At 64.7% G+C, this 15,194-nt stretch carries 7 protein-coding genes and 4 pseudogenes; 5 read left to right on the forward strand and 6 right to left on the reverse strand.

Going from position 1 to position 15,194, the window contains the following annotated elements:
- Positions 1–5: 5 nt before the first annotated feature.
- The gene (locus ACZK2V_RS20305) at positions 6–356 is read right to left on the reverse strand and encodes a VOC family protein (RefSeq protein ID WP_032128579.1); all 351 of its coding nucleotides are present in this window, start codon (positions 354–356) and stop codon (positions 6–8) included.
- Positions 357–480: 124 nt separating this feature from the next.
- Positions 481–681, reverse strand: a complete 201-nt coding sequence (locus ACZK2V_RS20310) for a hypothetical protein (protein ID WP_080291777.1) — start codon at positions 679–681, stop codon at positions 481–483.
- 188 nt (positions 682–869) lie between these two features.
- Here ACZK2V_RS20310 and ACZK2V_RS20315 point away from each other — a divergent pair.
- Positions 870–4,260: pseudogene (locus ACZK2V_RS20315) on the forward strand (autotransporter domain-containing protein).
- Positions 4,261–4,326: 66 nt separating this feature from the next.
- On the opposite strand, the pseudogene cml reads toward ACZK2V_RS20315, so the two are convergent.
- Together cml and ACZK2V_RS20325 are read right to left on the reverse strand one after the other, a co-directional pair.
- Positions 4,327–5,513, reverse strand: a pseudogene (gene cml / locus ACZK2V_RS20320) (CmlA/FloR family chloramphenicol efflux MFS transporter).
- A 198-nt stretch (positions 5,514–5,711) separates the two neighbouring features.
- Entirely contained in the window at positions 5,712–6,617 is a 906-nt protein-coding gene (locus tag ACZK2V_RS20325) for a LysR family transcriptional regulator (RefSeq protein WP_032128595.1), read from the reverse strand.
- 188 nt (positions 6,618–6,805) lie between these two features.
- On the opposite strand from ACZK2V_RS20325, the pseudogene ACZK2V_RS20330 reads away from it, so the two are divergent.
- Positions 6,806–8,195 (forward strand): annotated as a pseudogene (locus ACZK2V_RS20330) (MFS transporter).
- Positions 8,196–8,296: 101 nt separating this feature from the next.
- On the opposite strand, the gene ACZK2V_RS20335 reads toward ACZK2V_RS20330, so the two are convergent.
- Positions 8,297–8,749, reverse strand: coding sequence for a PA2169 family four-helix-bundle protein (locus tag ACZK2V_RS20335; RefSeq protein WP_005419568.1), 453 nt, complete (start codon positions 8,747–8,749; stop codon positions 8,297–8,299).
- A 554-nt stretch (positions 8,750–9,303) separates the two neighbouring features.
- On the opposite strand from ACZK2V_RS20335, the pseudogene ACZK2V_RS20340 reads away from it, so the two are divergent.
- Both ACZK2V_RS20340 and ACZK2V_RS20345 read left to right on the forward strand, forming a co-directional pair.
- A pseudogene (locus tag ACZK2V_RS20340) lies at positions 9,304–12,136 on the forward strand (TonB-dependent receptor).
- A 258-nt stretch (positions 12,137–12,394) separates the two neighbouring features.
- A complete protein-coding gene (locus tag ACZK2V_RS20345) occupies positions 12,395–13,423 on the forward strand; it encodes an IclR family transcriptional regulator (RefSeq protein WP_189720079.1) in 1,029 nt (342 codons plus the stop codon).
- 8 nt (positions 13,424–13,431) lie between these two features.
- On the opposite strand, the gene ACZK2V_RS20350 is transcribed toward ACZK2V_RS20345, so the two are convergent.
- Complete coding sequence (locus ACZK2V_RS20350) at positions 13,432–14,325, reverse strand: DMT family transporter (protein ID WP_486322731.1); 894 nt, start codon at positions 14,323–14,325, stop codon at positions 13,432–13,434.
- A 65-nt stretch (positions 14,326–14,390) separates the two neighbouring features.
- Here ACZK2V_RS20350 and ACZK2V_RS20355 point away from each other — a divergent pair, with 65 nt between their 5' ends.
- Positions 14,391–15,194, forward strand: a complete 804-nt coding sequence (locus tag ACZK2V_RS20355; protein ID WP_486322732.1) for an AraC family transcriptional regulator — start codon at positions 14,391–14,393, stop codon at positions 15,192–15,194.

Consider the following 15,194-nt stretch of genomic DNA (forward strand, 5'->3'; position numbering starts at 1 on the left):
GCCGCTCAGGTGTGGGCGAGGATGTTCAACAACCGCCCGAACGGGTCACGGACGAAGAAGCGGCGCACGCCCCAGGGCTCATCGGCGGGGCCATATTCCAGCGGGATGCCGGCCGCGCGCATGCGCTCCAGTACCTGTTGCAGATTGTCGACTTCTATCGACAGATCCGGCACCGCCGTGCCGGATCCCCCTTCAGTGGCAAAGCTGACCTGCGCCAGCGCGCTGCCCTCGCCGCCATGGGTGACGATCCAGCCGTGGTCCATCACCACCGGCATGCCCAGCAGCTCGCCATAAAACGCTGCAGCACGCGCAGGGTCAGGCGTGGCGATGTTGGCGACGACACGTTTGACGGCCATGTGCGGCGGCTCCGATGCGATTCCCCATCCTCGCCGCTGCGTGCATGGCCTGCAAGCGGGCGGCACTGAAACAGAAGAGCCCCGTCAGGGACGGGGCTCGTCATCAATCCTGCATTGCCACTGCTTACACAGCGCCGCAGCGATCCATGATGCAACGATCGTATTCGTACTGGCATTCCATCGCATCAACGCCACCGGACAGACACGCCTGGTAAGCCTTCCAACAGGGAAGATCGCATGGCGGAATCGGCCCAGCCACAGCAACCGAACCGCTGCAGGCCAAGGCGAACACCGCACCCGCGATCATTTTCCTGAAAGTACGCATCGACATCACTCCTTGATAAGCCTGGTGAGCCCAGGCCGGGCCACGGTAGCGAGGCCTCCGGGAGATGGAGTGAACGCCAGCGTCACGCCCAATTAACGTGTTCATAAAATTCCTGCCACATAGCTGGGGGGTATCGCCGTGCCTTGGCGTTAACGGCTTTGTAGTCCGTCATCCAAGGAAGTTGTCCGATGAATCACCCGCTGCACGGCCGTTCGTCCCACTCCCGTTCTCCGATGCATAGCCGCCTCGCACTGGCTGTAGCCAGTTCCCTGCTGCTGGCTGCTACGCCCGCCATCGCCAGCGAATCACTCGACACCTGGCAACAACAGCGACAATTGCAGGCGGCCTGGGCGCAACCTGCCACGTCGGCGCCCTCTTCCACGTCCCTTCAGTTGCCGGTTGCAGCAGCCGCAGCAGCAGCCAGCACCACTTCGATTCTCGGTAAGCCGGGTGACCCGGCCAGCTGGCGCACGGACGAATTCAATGCCGACTGGGGTCTGGGTGCAATGAATGCCCAATTTGCGTACGCGCGGGGGCTGACCGCCACTGGCGTCCGGCTGGGGGTGTTCGATAGCGGCACCGGCTTGGATCACCCGGAATTCGCCGGCAAGAATCATCGCAGCGTCACTATTGCTGATCTGTTGAGCGATGGCAGCCGGTGTACGAACAGGACTGCATTGACGGGTCCGGATGCATGCTTCTCCAGTGCTGGCGATGAGGTGCAGGTTCAGCGGTATACGCTTGATCCCAAGATGCCCAAGTTCATTGCCGATCTGATTCTGCGCGACCCGCAGATCAGCGAGCTCCTGCGAAACGCATCCTATGAGGATCATGGCACCCATGTGGGTGGCACCATCGCTGCCAATCGGGATGGCGCAGGCATGCATGGCGTGGGATTCGGTGCAGATCTGACCGTCGCCAGATTGTTCTTTAACAGCGTCACCGAGATCTATCTCAAAGGACTCGGTCTTGATACGCGGGTTAAGTCCACAGGGCCAGAGAATTCGGCGCTTGTCGATCTATACGATCAGATGAATACCCAGGGCGTGCGTGCGATCAATCACAGCTGGGGATTGGCTGAAGAGCCCAAGTCAGCAGCTGAATTTGATAGCCGATACAGCGATCCCGAATGGCTTGAGAGACTCTCCATCTTCGCGGACGGCGCACGCGCCAGGGGCATGATTCAGGTCTGGGCAGCCGGCAACACTGATGTGGAAATTCCCACGCCTGAGGAAAGTCCGATTGCCGGCATATATGCAACCTTGCCGCGAGCCCTTCCCGACATCGAGCGGTACTGGCTCAGCGTGGTCAACGTCCAGGAGGACTTGACGCTGAGCAATCGATCAAACAAATGTGGCCTGAGCGCCAACTGGTGCATTGCGGCGCCTGGGACAGACATCAACTCAACTACCTACGACCCCTCTGCCCCGCCAACGGCAGATATTCGCACCGATGCGAATGGCAACATCTCGCTTGACGTAACTCAGCGCGTGCCGACGCACGGCTATGGAGAGAAGAGCGGAACGTCCATGGCGGCCCCGCACATTACCGGTGCTCTCGGGCTGCTTTTTGAGCGCTTCCCCTATCTCGATAGCGCACAGGTCCGCGACGTGCTGCTGACCACTGCGCGCGATCTTGGCGCACCGGGCGTCGACGAGATCTACGGCTGGGGCATGGTCGACCTGCGCAAGGCCATCGAAGGCTACGGCTCGCTGCGCGTGGACACCAACGTGGTGATGAACCAGAAGGCCGGTGGCCTGAAGGTGTGGGAAGGCGATGCCTGGGATGACTGGACCAACGACATCGGCGGCCCCGGCAAGCTGACCAAGTCCGGCATCGGCTGGCTGCGCCTGAGTGGTGGCAACACCTTCAACGGCGCAGTGCTGCAGGACGGCACGCTGGAATTGAACGGCACCAACACACTCACGTCAGCGGTCGAGGTCCAGGGTGGCCAGTTCCTGCTCAACGGCTCGCTGGTCTCCACGGCCCTGAACACCACCGGAGGCGTGAGCACGGTCAGCAGCAGCGGCCTGCTGAAGGACAGCAACCTGACGGTCAACGGTGGCGTGGTGTCCTTCAACGGCACGCAGACCGGCGGCACCACCACGGTCGGTGCCAACGGCCTGCTGAAGGGCATCGGCACGCTGGGCAACACCCGTGTGGACGGCATCATCGCGCCCGGCAATTCGATCGGCACGCTGACCATCAACGGCAACTACGTGCAGGGCGCAACCGGCGTCTATGCCGCCGAACTTGCCCCGGGCGGCCGCAGTGACCAGTTGCATGTAACCGGCACCGCCACTCTCGGCGGCACCCTGGTCGCACTGCCGGAGCCGGGTACCTACTACCTCGGCGAGCAGTTCAATTTCATCCGCGCCGACGGCGGTGTCAGCGGCCAGTTCGCGAAAACCGACTTCAGCGCGTTCTCGCCGTTCCTGCAGTTCAGCCTGGCCTACGGCGCCAATGGCACCCGCATCGACGTGGCTCGGGGTGCCTCGCTCGCCAGCGCCGCCACCACGCCGAACCAGCGTGCGGCCGCGGCGGTGGCCGATGGACTGGCGATCAACCAGGGCCTGCCCAAGCCGCTGACCCAACTGTTCCCGCAACAGGTGGGTGGCGTGCTCGATGGCCTCAGCGGCGAGCTGCATCCGGCCACGGCGCTGGCCCTGGTCGAGGGCAGCCGCTATGTGCGCGATGCCGCACTGTCACGTCGTGCCGGTGCCACCGCACCCGGTGCCGATGCGGGTGATGCCACCGGCGCCTGGGTGCAGGCACTGGGCGGCAACAGCAAGCTGGATGGCAACAGCAACACCGCGCGCACCGACGCCAACAGCAACGGCCTGCTGGTCGGCATCGACCGCGAGTTCGGTGGCTGGCAGATCGGCGTGCTGGCCGGTACAGGCCGCACCGACGTGAAGCAGCAAGAGCGTCGTGCCAAGTCGAAGATCGACAACACGCACTTCGGCGCCTATGCCAGCCACACCTGGGGCGGCTTCGGCCTGCGTGGTGGCGTGGCATGGAGCCGCAACGAAGTGAAGAGCACGCGTGATGTTGCCTTCGCCGGCTTCAGCGACAGCCTCAGCGCGCTACAACGCACGTACGCGCCAGGCCTTCATCGAAGCGGGCTACCGCTTCGGCAATGCGGAAGGCGGGCTGGAGCCATACCTGCAGGTCGCCCGCGTGGAAGTGGACCTGAAGCAGATCAACGAGCGTGGCGGCGCGGCCGCACTGCACGGCAAGGTGGACGACACCGGCACCACCATCGCCACCGCTGGCCTGCGCTTCGACAAGGGCCTGAAGGCATCGTTCCAGCAGGACAGCTGGCTGCACCTGCGCGGTGGCGTGGGCTATCGCCGCGCCTTCGGTGACCGCAGCCAGGTGGCCAACCTGGCCTTCGCCAACAGCAGCACCACCTTTGCAGTCGAGGGCGCACCGATTGCCGACAACGCCGTCGTGGCCGAGCTGGGCCTGGCAGCGTGGCTGACCCCGCGGCAGCAGCTGGAGCTGGGCTACAGCGGCCAGTTCGGCAGTGAAAGCCGCGACCATGGCGCCACCGCACGCTGGTCTGTGCGCTTCTAAACACGTGCTCTCTTGACGGGTTGGGGCGGCCTTGCGGCCGCCCCCTTTTTTGCCCGCCACCCAGCGTTATGCGCGATGCCGCAGCGCGGCGGCACCTGCCAGGCTGGCAAGTGGCAACAGCAACCCATAGGCCACCAGCGGCCACACGGTATCGCCGGGCAGCACGAGGGTAACCAGCGTGCCGATGCCTGCCACGATCAGGCTCTGCACGGCGTAGTACAGGGCCACCGCCGTACCTGACGCATCGGCGAAATCACGCAGCGCGCCGCTTGCAGCCACCGAAACCACCATCACCAGCCCCACCGCGATGCCCCACATGGGCAGCACCACTCCGACGAACGAGGGAGGCCACGCTGCGGCCAACGCCATCAGCAGTACGCCGGCCACCATCACCCACAGGCCACGCAGGAAGGTACCGCGCACGTTCCAGCGGGCAATGCACACGTTCGCCATCCGCGCCGTGACGATCATCACCAGCGCCACCGTGGCGAAGGCCAGGCTGAACGACAGCGGCGAGTACTGCATGCGCCCGACCAGCAGCCGGGGCGCGACCGAGAAGAACACGAAGAACGTGCCCATGCCCGCACTGAAGCCCAGCGTATAGACCCAGAACGCGCCGCTGCCGAGGATGCGTCGTAGCGCGGGTCGCGACGCGTCCCGGCACTGCGGGCGGGTTTCCTGCCAATGCCGTACCGCGCCATGCCGGCGATCATGCCCAGTACCCCGAGCAGAACGAAGATCGCGCGCCAGCCGAAGGCGCCTGCCAGCAGCGCGCCGAGGATCGGTCCCAGCGCCGGCACGAAGGCCAGCATCGAGGCAAACAGCCCGTACAGCGACGCGCCTTCGGCTGTATCAGCATACACATCACGCACCGTGGCAAAGGTCGCCACCAGTGCCGCCGACGCCCCCACCGCCTGTACGGTTCGCCAGGCCAGGAATGCCGCGCCACTGCTGGACATGGCCAGCGCGAACGACGAAAGCGCGAACAGCAACGCCCCCAGCAACAGGACCGGCCGCCGCCCGATGCGGTCGGACAACGGGCCGAACAGCAACTGGCCGAGGCCAAGTACCAGCAGGTAGATGCTCAATGTGAGCTGCACCAGCGTCGGTGATGTCTGCAATGCCTGCGGCATCACCGGCACCACAGGAAGATAGATGTCCATGGCCAGCGAGGCCAGGAGGTCGAACGGCGCCATCAGCACAATGGCCGATGGCAGCGGGTGGGCCCAACGCGGGGCCTGTCGATTGAACATGGGGAGTCTCCGCCCAGAGTGAATCCGGCGGTGATCCATCCAATTCGCGTGCATCGCAGGGATGATCACCGCAACAACGTCTGCATCGTTGTTGCGGCTCAGCGAACTGTCTGCGGACCGTTCCCGTTGTTCATGGTGTCCATCGAATGCGAATGCAGGTGGCACCAGTGTAGCAATCGTCCACCTGCCGCGCGGCGCTCAGGCCAGGGGCAACATGTCGATGCGCCTGCACGGTGTCTCCTTCACCTGCTCGATCAGCCGTCGCACCACGGGCGAAGTCTCTGCCCGCCGGTACTGCACAGCGATGGTCGAGACGATGGTGGGGCCCGCCAGTGGCAGATAGATCATTCCGGGCAGCACCAGCGTGCGTTGCAGTACCGATGGCACGATCGCCACCGAACCAACGCCGACCGACACCTCGGCCAACACCGCCGCCAGATGCCCGGGCTGGGAACGGATACGTGGAATGAACCCGCCGCGGCGCCCGACTTCCATTGCGCCCACCGGCTGCTCCGGCATGACGAAACCCTCCCGGGCCAATGACGCCGGCTGAACCGGCGACCGGGCCTGCGCCAGCGGATGGGTTTCCGGCAGGGCCACGCAGAACTGGTCTTCGACCAGGGTGTGTTCGCCGAAACTGTCGGGCACATCCATCGGAGGCCGGCAGAACACCACATCCACCCGTCCTTCCTGCAGCAGCTGCGGGAGCTCGCCCATCGGCCATTCGCTCACCTGCAGTTCCACGCCCGGGTAGCGGCTGCGGAACCGGCTGAGCTGATCCTGCAATGCTCCGGCATACAGCGCCGAGCCGACGTAGCCGATCTCGATCTTGCCGATCTCACCCCGCCCCGCGCGCCGGCCCAGGGTTTCGGCCTGTTCGAACCGGCGCAGCACATCGCGGGCTTCCGCGAGGAACACCTCGCCTGCCGAGGTCAGCAGCACCTCGCGCCGGCCGCGGTCGAACAGGCGCGTGCCGAGCCGACGCTCGATGTCCTGGATCTGCACGCTCAGCGTGGGAGTGGCAATTCCCAGGCGCAGAGCCGCACGACCGAAGTGCAGCTCCTCGGCCAGGGTGACGAAGTACTCCAGGTGACGGCGTTCCATGGGCGGCATTTCGTTAGGTTCAAGCTAACGTAACCAGAAAACACCGAGAATGAAACAAACACCGATCATTGATGGAATGGCCGTCCTCCCCTTCCTGCGAGTGACCGGTGCCGCCCTCTCCTCCCCCTTTGCCTGCACGGCACACGCTGCCTGACGCGGTCCTGCTGGTGGCCTCGCTGGGCTGCACGATGACCGTGCTGGAGACCAATGCCGTCGCGGTCGCATTGCCCAGCATCGCGCGTGACCTGCACGCCGGATTCGCGGATATCGAGTGGGTGATCAGTGCCTACATCCTGTCCTTCACCTCACTGCTGCTTCCCGCCGGTGCTGTCGCCGACCGCTACGGCCGCCGCCGGGTGCTGCTGATCGGCATCAGCCTGTTCGCCCTCACCTCTCTGCTCTGCGCACTGGCGCCCGGTGCTGCCCTGCTCTACCTGGCGCGCTCTGCAGGGCATTGGTGCAGCCTTTCTGCTGGCACCCTCGCTGTCGATCATCGGCCACACGTACCACGAGGGGGCCGCCAAGGACACTGCATGGGCGTTCTGGGGCACAGCCATGGGCGTGATGATGGTGCTCTCACCGCTGATCGGCGGCGTGCTGTCCGCACTCTGGGGCTGGCGCGCGGTGTTCGTCGCGATCCTGCCGTTCCTGGGCCTGCTCGGCTACGGCACGCTGCGCTGGATACCCGAGTCGTCAGACAGCGTGGTCCGCCCGCTCGATCCACCCGGCATCATCACGTTCAGCGCTGCCATCTTCGGCATCGTGTTCTTCCTGGTGGAAGGACTGGCAGAAGGATGGACATCGGCGCCGGCGCTGATTGGGCTGGGCCTGGCCATCATCATGGCAGTTGCCTTCGTCATCGTTGAACGGACACGGTCACATCCCATGGTCGATCTCGGGCTGCTGGCCAGTCCGCGTTTCGTCGGTGCACTCATTGCCATGGTCGGCTATTCGGTCAGCGCACAGGTGATGGCATCGATGCTGCCGCAGTACCTGCAGAACGGCATCGGCCTGAGCGTACTGGCTGCCGGTGCTGGCATGCTTCCGTTCGCTGCGGCGATGCTGCTGTTTCCCAGCGTGGGCCGGCGGCTCGGTCGCCATCTGACCAGTCCGGCGGTGCTGGCGGTCGGGCTGTCGGTCACCGCCGCGGGCAATGCCGTGGCCGGACTGGCCGCGTGGCAGCACCTGCCTTGGCTGGCACTCGTCGCAATGGTGGTGATCGGTGCCGGCGGCGGCATCCTCAATGGCGAGACATCCAAAGCCATCATCGGCGCGGCACCGCGCGAGAGCGCCGGCATGGCCTCAGGCATCAGCGCGACCACGCGCTTTGTCGGCATCCTGCTCGGATTCACCGTACTGTCCAGTGCCCTGAGCCTGGGCATCCGCAGCGCACTGTCCGCGGCGGTTCCCGCGCGACGTACTGCCCATGGCCGATGCGATCGCTACCGGCGCCTTCGCCGATACGCGCACCGCCGCCTTCGCACAGGCGATCTACAGCCACGGATTTGCCAGTGCACTGTGGACGTCGGCCATCGCCGCGCTGCTGGCCGGCCTTGCGGTGTTGCTGCTGGGCCGTAGCACCACGCGGCGATGATGTTGGAGCGCTGGTTGCAAAGATGGCCGGGGCAGCCACGCTGCCCCGACCGTGGCGGCCCCGGGGAGAAGGCCGCCGATGATCGTCAGGCCGCCTTCATGGCGTGCTTGCGCGCACGCATCACGTTATGGCACTCCTGCACTTCAGGCAGAAGCTGGGTGACTTCCTGGCGCACGGCCGGCGGCAGTTCGTTGTCCTTCAGCACGTCCTTGAACGCGCCAAGCAGCCGGTCTTCGGACTCTTCCAGCTCGGCCACGTAACCATAGTTGGTGTCGCCGAATGCAGCGCGGACCTTGCCATAGAACTGCTGCATCGAACCGACCACGGTGCCGTGCTCGGCCGGCTTGCCACCGCTGGCAGCAACGGAGCCACTCAGTGCGGCGACGATGCGGCCCTTGACGCCGGCAATACGAGTGAACAGGGCCGACAGTTCGGCATCCTTCACCTTGGTCGCAGCTTCCTCGTAGAACGACTTTCCGTCGCGGGCGATCTCGATCAGATCGTTGAGGCGGTGTTCGATGGTGGACTGGGTGCTCATGGAATCGCTCCTGTGTGCTCGATGGTCTATGGAGAATGACAGCGCGAGTGCGTTGCCTTCGGGACCACTGTGGAGGTTTGAATGTGCCGATTGGGTGAGTACGAATTGATGCATGCATCACCACCCTCAACGCGCCCTGACTCCTTCATCCCGTCGCATTTCCGCGTTCACGGTACTTGAGCAGAACGCCGACGATTCACCATGGCGCGATGACGATGATCAGCGTCACCAACAGTGCGATGGCAAGCACCAGCAACAGCACATGCCACTGCTTCCACGTGGGTCTTGGTTTGCCGGGGGTATTCATCGGATGTCTCCTGGAGTCTGTCATCAGCCCGCAGCCAGACTGAAGCAGAGCACCCTTGGTGCGCGTCGCGGTTTCGTGCATGGCCTGTGCATGAACGCTGTATCCGGCGCGCGACGATAACGCGTCCATAACGTAATTGAGTTGTAAACGGAGTGTTAGGTTCCTTCCGATTCCGCACAGCGGGATTTCAGATCGGTTTCCACGCAGCGATGCGGAAACCCATTCAACTGGATTTGGAGAGAGCCAAATGCACTACAAGTACACCCTGCTTTCCCTGGCAGTGGGCACGGCCTTGGCCGCTGCCTGGTCACCGGCCGCGCATGCGCAGGATGGCAGCGATAAAACTCCGAAGAACCTCGATCGCATCCAGGTTACCGGTTCGGCCATCCGCAGCGTGGATATCGAAACGCAGCAGCCGATCATCGCCATCACCCGCGCGATGATCGAGCAGCAGGGCTTCACCACCATCGCCGACCTGCTGCAGAACCTGACCTCCACCGGCGCGCCGACCATCTCGCGTGCGCGCGTTGGCGTCCGGCGAGAACGTTGGCGGCTACTACGTCAACATCCGCAATCTGGGTGCCACGCGCACCCTGGTTCTGGTCAACGGCAAGCGGCTCGGCGCGACCACCAGCGGCCTGCAGGATCTCAGCCAGATTCCGATGAGCGCGGTGGAACGCATCGACGTGCTGAAGGACGGCGCCTCCTCGCTGTACGGCTCGGATGCAATCGCTGGCGTGGTCAACATCATCACCCGCAAGAACTACGAAGGCCTGGAAGTGTCCATGCAGCACGGGCAGTTCAGCCAGGGCGATGGCAAGGACAGCACGTTCTCGCTGGTCACCGGCGCCCGTGGGGAGCGTGGCGGGTACACGCTCGCACTGGAATACCAGAAGTCAGACCCGGTGTTTGCCCGCGACCGGGAGTTCTCCCGGTACGGCGGCGCCGGCCCCAACTACCCGGGCGCGGACTGGAGCAACATCAGCCAGAACGGTTCGTGGTGCGACCCGGCGCTCTACAAGTGCAATACCGGTGATGCCGTATTCAAGACCCTCAATCGTGGCGGCGATCCGAAGAACCCGAACGACTACCACCCGATCACGCCGGCCGAGTTCGCCAACGGCAACGACCAGATGCACCTGCAGACCGGCATCGAGCGCCGCTCGCTGTTCCTGAGCACGGACTATGCGCTGACCGACCAGATCAAGTTCACTGCCGACATCGGCTACAACGAGCGCACCACCGACCAGCAGATCGCGGGCTACCCGTACCAGTCGACCAAGTTCGGCACGCCCCTGGACGCGGCCAGCGTATTCAACCCGCTCGACCACGGAATCGCGTTCAATCGACGCCTGTGGGAAGTGCCGCGCACGACCGAAAGCAAGCTGAAGTCGCTGCGGGTTGCACCCAGTCTGTCCGGCTACTTCGAGCTGGGGACCAAGACGTACGACTGGGAAGTCGGCGCGTTGTTCAACCGCAATGAAGTTACAAAAACAGGCCGTGGCGACATGAGCCTGATCGCTTCCCGGCAGGCATTGGGGCCCTCCTACCTCGATGCCAACGGTGTGGCCCGGTGTGGCACGGCGGCATCGCCGGTCTCGGGTTGCCTGGCCTGGAATCCTTTGCTGCCGTTCGGGGTCGCGGGGGCTGGCTCTCTCTCCGATCCCGAACTGCAGCGCTTCTTGTTCCCGACGTTCAACGATACCGGCATCACCAAGACCCGCAGTTACTTCGCCAACATCTCCGGCCCGGTGATCGAACTGCCTGCCGGTGACCTGTCCGTCGCCCTGGGGTATCAGTACCGCAAGGAAGAAGGCCGCTTCGTGCCCGATGCCTTCGCCCAGTCGCGCCAGAGCACTGCACTGGGCGCATCCACCACCGCCGGTGACTACAGCCTCAACGAGTTCTTCGCCGAAGTGAACGTGCCGATCCTGCGCGACCTGCCGTTCGCCAAGGAACTGACCGTGAACCTGGCTACGCGCTACTCCGACTACAGCAACTTCGGCAGCACCACCAACTCCAAGGCGAGCTTCGCCTGGCGTCCGATCGAAGAGCTCATGATCCGTGGCACCTTCGCCGAAGGCTTCCGCGCACCGAGCATCTCCGATCTGTATGGCGGCCTGGGCACCAGCTTCGAAACCTATGTCGACCCGTGCGGCATCGGCGCCACCAACAGCGTCAACGGCAATGCCGCCTGCAACGCCGCCGGCGTCCCGCTGGGCTACCAGCAGCTGAACCAGAGCCTGAAGCCCTGCGCCAGCTATCCGTGCGCCACGCCTGACGAGTTCACCACCGGCTCCGATCCGAAGCTGCGCCCGGAAGAGTCCAAGAGCAAGACCGTGGGCGTGGTCTGGAGCCCACGCTGGGTGGACGGGCTGGACATCAACCTCGACTGGTACAGCTACAAGATCACCAACATGATCATCCAGGACAGCGTCGACCGCATCCTGCGTGACTGCTACGTGCTCGGCAACGCTTCGCGTTGTGGCAGCGTCAAGCGCGCTGGCGATGGCCACATCACCAGCATGTTCTACGGTCTGGCCAATCTGGGCTCGATGGAAACCGAAGGCTGGGACCTGGGTATCCGCTACCGCCTGCCCGAGTTCTCGTTCGGCCGCTTCACCATCGACCTGCAGAACAGCTATGTCTCCAAGTACGACGAGGAGAACCAGAACTCGGCCGGCGATACGATCATGATGGGCCGCATCGGCCAGCCGGGCATTTCCCGCCTGCGCTCGAACCTGGGTGTGAACTGGCAGCTCGGCAACTTCAGCACGCAGTACACCGTGCGCTACTACTCCGGCATGGTTGAAAACTGCGTACCGAACCGTCCGTGCACCCTGCCCGACCGCTACGCCTACGGTGAGCCGGATGCCCTGCGCAAGGTCGGTTCCAATGCCTTCCACGATATCCAGGTCAGCTACAAGCTGCCGTGGGACGGCACCGTGGCGCTGGGTTCGAACAACGTGTTCAACCACCAAGGCCCGATCATGTTCTCCAAGCCGTCCAGCTCCTTCCCCTATTACGGCGGCTTCGATATCGGCCGCACCGTGTACGTGAAGTACTCGCAGCGCTTCTGACGGGCAGGTCCGTGCTCGTGGCCGGCGGAAGGGGAGTCCGCCGGCCACGATGCACACCGCCTCCACCCAATCTCCATCGTTTTTCGACGGAATCTCCAAGGTTCCCGGCAACACTTGATGTCATGACGGCTAAGGAGCAGGACCGCATGGATCGCCACGCGCCCCGACACTGCACACCCGTCTCCAGGTTCACCACTGAATGTGACGGTGTGGCCGGGTTCCGATCTTCCGGACATGCCGCCGCAAGGGAAGTACGAGATGACGACGGCAGTTCGCACCGGCCTGACCGACCTGGTCGCTGACGCGCAGCGGTACCTGCGCAGGATTCTCCCCGGGCTCGCCTCGGCAGTGCATCCACTTGCTTCATTGCATGCCATTCCCCACGCGATGGCATCGCGCTACCACCTCGCAGGGCTGATGCTGTACGGGGAAACCCCCGCCATGCTCGCCGTGGCCCGCGAGCCGGGCGAGTCCAGCACCCGCGTGATCCAGGATGTGCGCTGCCTGCGCTCTGCAGCGAATGCACTGGTGCTGTACGTCTCGCCCTATCTCACGCCGACCCAGCGCCGCTTCCTGGTCGAGAACCACATCGACTTCGTGGTCCCGCACACCCAGTTGTTCGCGCCCAGCCTGGCCATTGAGTTCCGCGACGACCCCGATCATGAGAAGAAAGCCATCTCGCTGCTGCCTTCGGCGCAGGCCGTGCTGATCCATGTGCTGCTGAGCGGCCAGTCGCGCTGGTGGTCGCCGCGCGAGATCAGTGCCGTCGCCGGCTACACCTCGATGACGGCGTCGCGCCTGTCTGCCGAACTGGTCGGTCGCGGCCTGGTTGAACGCTCCACCGGGGGCCGCGAGCGCTTCCTGAAGCTGGCCGGCAACCGCGACGAGGTCTGGGCCAGGGCACAGCCGTTCCTGCGTTCCCCCATCCTGAAGGAAGTGGATGTCTGCTGGGGCCCGACCGCCGAGGCACTCCGCGATGCGGGGCATCCGGCGCCGATGGCAGGCCTCGATGCGCTTGCTGAAACGTCACCGCCCCCAATCGGTGGCACCCGCGCACTGCACATCGATGCGTGGCGGTTGCTGGGCGCACTTCCCATGCCCGGCCCGGACTGCCTCCAGAGCGCACGGCTGCAGATCTGGGCCTATCCGCCGGCATTCACCAGTATTGGCGATGTGGTGGACCCGCTTTCGCTGTATCTCAGCCTGCAGGGCAAACGCGGCCATGATGCAGACGCGCTGCAACAGCGAGTGGAACAGGCGCTGAGCGGAGACACGTATCCCGGATGACCGAAGCCCTATGCGGGCTGCTCGCTCGGCACTGCGGCGGCGCGCCTGGCGCTGTACTCAGCGAACACCACGCCGGACACCGCCAGCAGGCCACCGCCCAGTACCCAGCCACTGAGCGATTCTCCCAGCAGCAGTACAGCCAGCGCGGCGGTCACGATCGGCACCAGGTTGAAGAAGCCAGAGACGCGCGCAGCGCCCAGGCGTGACAGTCCGGTCATCCAGGTCAGCGGCGCCAGGATCGAAGCGCACACGGCGGCGAAGCCGATGCAGCCGACCGCCGTGAGGTTATTCACCCCGGTGCCGACCAGCAGCTGTACCGGCAACAGGATCAGCGATGCAGCGGTGGCCTGCAGGAACAGCGACTCCAGCACCGACAGCGGAATCTTCCAGCGCTGCATCAGCACGTTGTAGGCGGCGAACGCCAATGCACCGATCAGCATGATCGCGTCGCCGCGGTTCAGGCCCTGCGCTGCCAACCGCGCCAGGTCGCCCTGCGAGACCACCGCCACCACACCGGCAGTGGAGATCACCGCGCCAAGAATGGAAGTGCCTCGCACCGGATGGCCCATGAACACGCGCGACAGCGCCAGCGCGATCAACGGAATCAGCGCCTGGATCACCCCCATGTTGGTGGCCGAGGTGAAGTGCGCCGCATAGTAGGCCAGGCACTGGTACATCACCCCACCCAGGCAGCCCAGCACCAGGAAGCGCCCGAGATTGGCGCGCACGGTCGGCAGGCTTTCGCGCAGACGTGGCAGCGCCAACGGCAGCAGGACCACCGCCGCGACCAGCCAGCGGAAGAAGCCGATGTCGATGGGACCGACCGAGCCCGAAGCAAGCTTGGTAACGATGGTGTTCGCGCCCCACAGCAGGCAGGCAAGGATCGGGAAAAGATAGTTCACGGAACGCGGGTGTACGTGGGGGATTGCCCAGCGTACGCTTGGCGCATATCGAGGACATCCCGAAAATGCGCCACACCGACCCCGGCTTGCGGCAACCGATGGAGCCAATCCCCACCTTCCGCCAGCTGCCCGGTCCGATCTACTTCCGGCAGGGTGCGATGGAGCCCACGGACTGGGGGACGCACAGCCATCCGTGGGGCCAGTTCAACTTCGTCGCGCAGGGTGTGATGGAGATGAAGATCGACGGCGAATGGATGGTGTCCCCGCCGCACTACGCGATCTGGATTCCACCGGGAATGGCCCACTATTCGCGCAACCGCTCGCAGCTGGCCTACCGCTCGGCCTATCTGTCGCCGGCCTTGTCACGCCGCTTGCCTGATCGCTGCCGTGCACTGGAAGTCAGCCCGCTGCTGCGCGAGCTGCTGCACGAACTGGCACGGCAGGGCGTGACCGATCCGCAGACCCCGGCCCAGCGGCGCATGGCCGCCGTGGTGATCGACCAGATCGTCAATGCGGCCGTACTGCCCAGCTTCCTGCCGATCGCCAGCAGCGATGCACTGAAGCAGGTGATGGAGTACATGGAGAAACACCTGTCGATGGCCGAATCGGTTGCCGAAATCGCGCTGCGCCACCACATGAGCGTGCGCAAGCTGGAGCGCATGGCACGCAGCGAGCTGGGCATGTCGCTCGGCGACTGGCGTGGACGGGTGAAGTTCGTGCGCGCCACCGAGGCGCTGTGCACCCGCCGGCCGATCAGCCGGATCGCCGAGGAGCTGGGCTATTCCGGCGTCAGCGCCTTCGCCGAGATGTTCAAGCGACACGCGCAGTGCACACCGGATCAGTACCGGAAGCTGCATCGGGCGGGGTGA

It is taken from the genome of Stenotrophomonas sp. 93052_Sma, from assembly GCF_056481145.1.

Bases quoted from the DNA above. Each gene is read 5' to 3' on its own strand.
- ACZK2V_RS20305 (WP_032128579.1), bottom strand. From the start codon at position 356: ATGGCCGTCAAACGTGTCGTCGCCAACATCGCCACGCCTGACCCTGCG.
- ACZK2V_RS20310 (WP_080291777.1), bottom strand. From the start codon at position 681: ATGCGTACTTTCAGGAAAATGATCGCGGGTGCGGTGTTCGCCTTGGCC.
- ACZK2V_RS20325 (WP_032128595.1), bottom strand. From the start codon at position 6,617: ATGGAACGCCGTCACCTGGAGTACTTCGTCACCCTGGCCGAGGAGCTG.
- ACZK2V_RS20335 (WP_005419568.1), bottom strand. From the start codon at position 8,749: ATGAGCACCCAGTCCACCATCGAACACCGCCTCAACGATCTGATCGAG.
- ACZK2V_RS20345 (WP_189720079.1), top strand. From the start codon at position 12,395: ATGACGACGGCAGTTCGCACCGGCCTGACCGACCTGGTCGCTGACGCG.
- ACZK2V_RS20355 (WP_486322732.1), top strand. From the start codon at position 14,391: ATGCGCCACACCGACCCCGGCTTGCGGCAACCGATGGAGCCAATCCCC.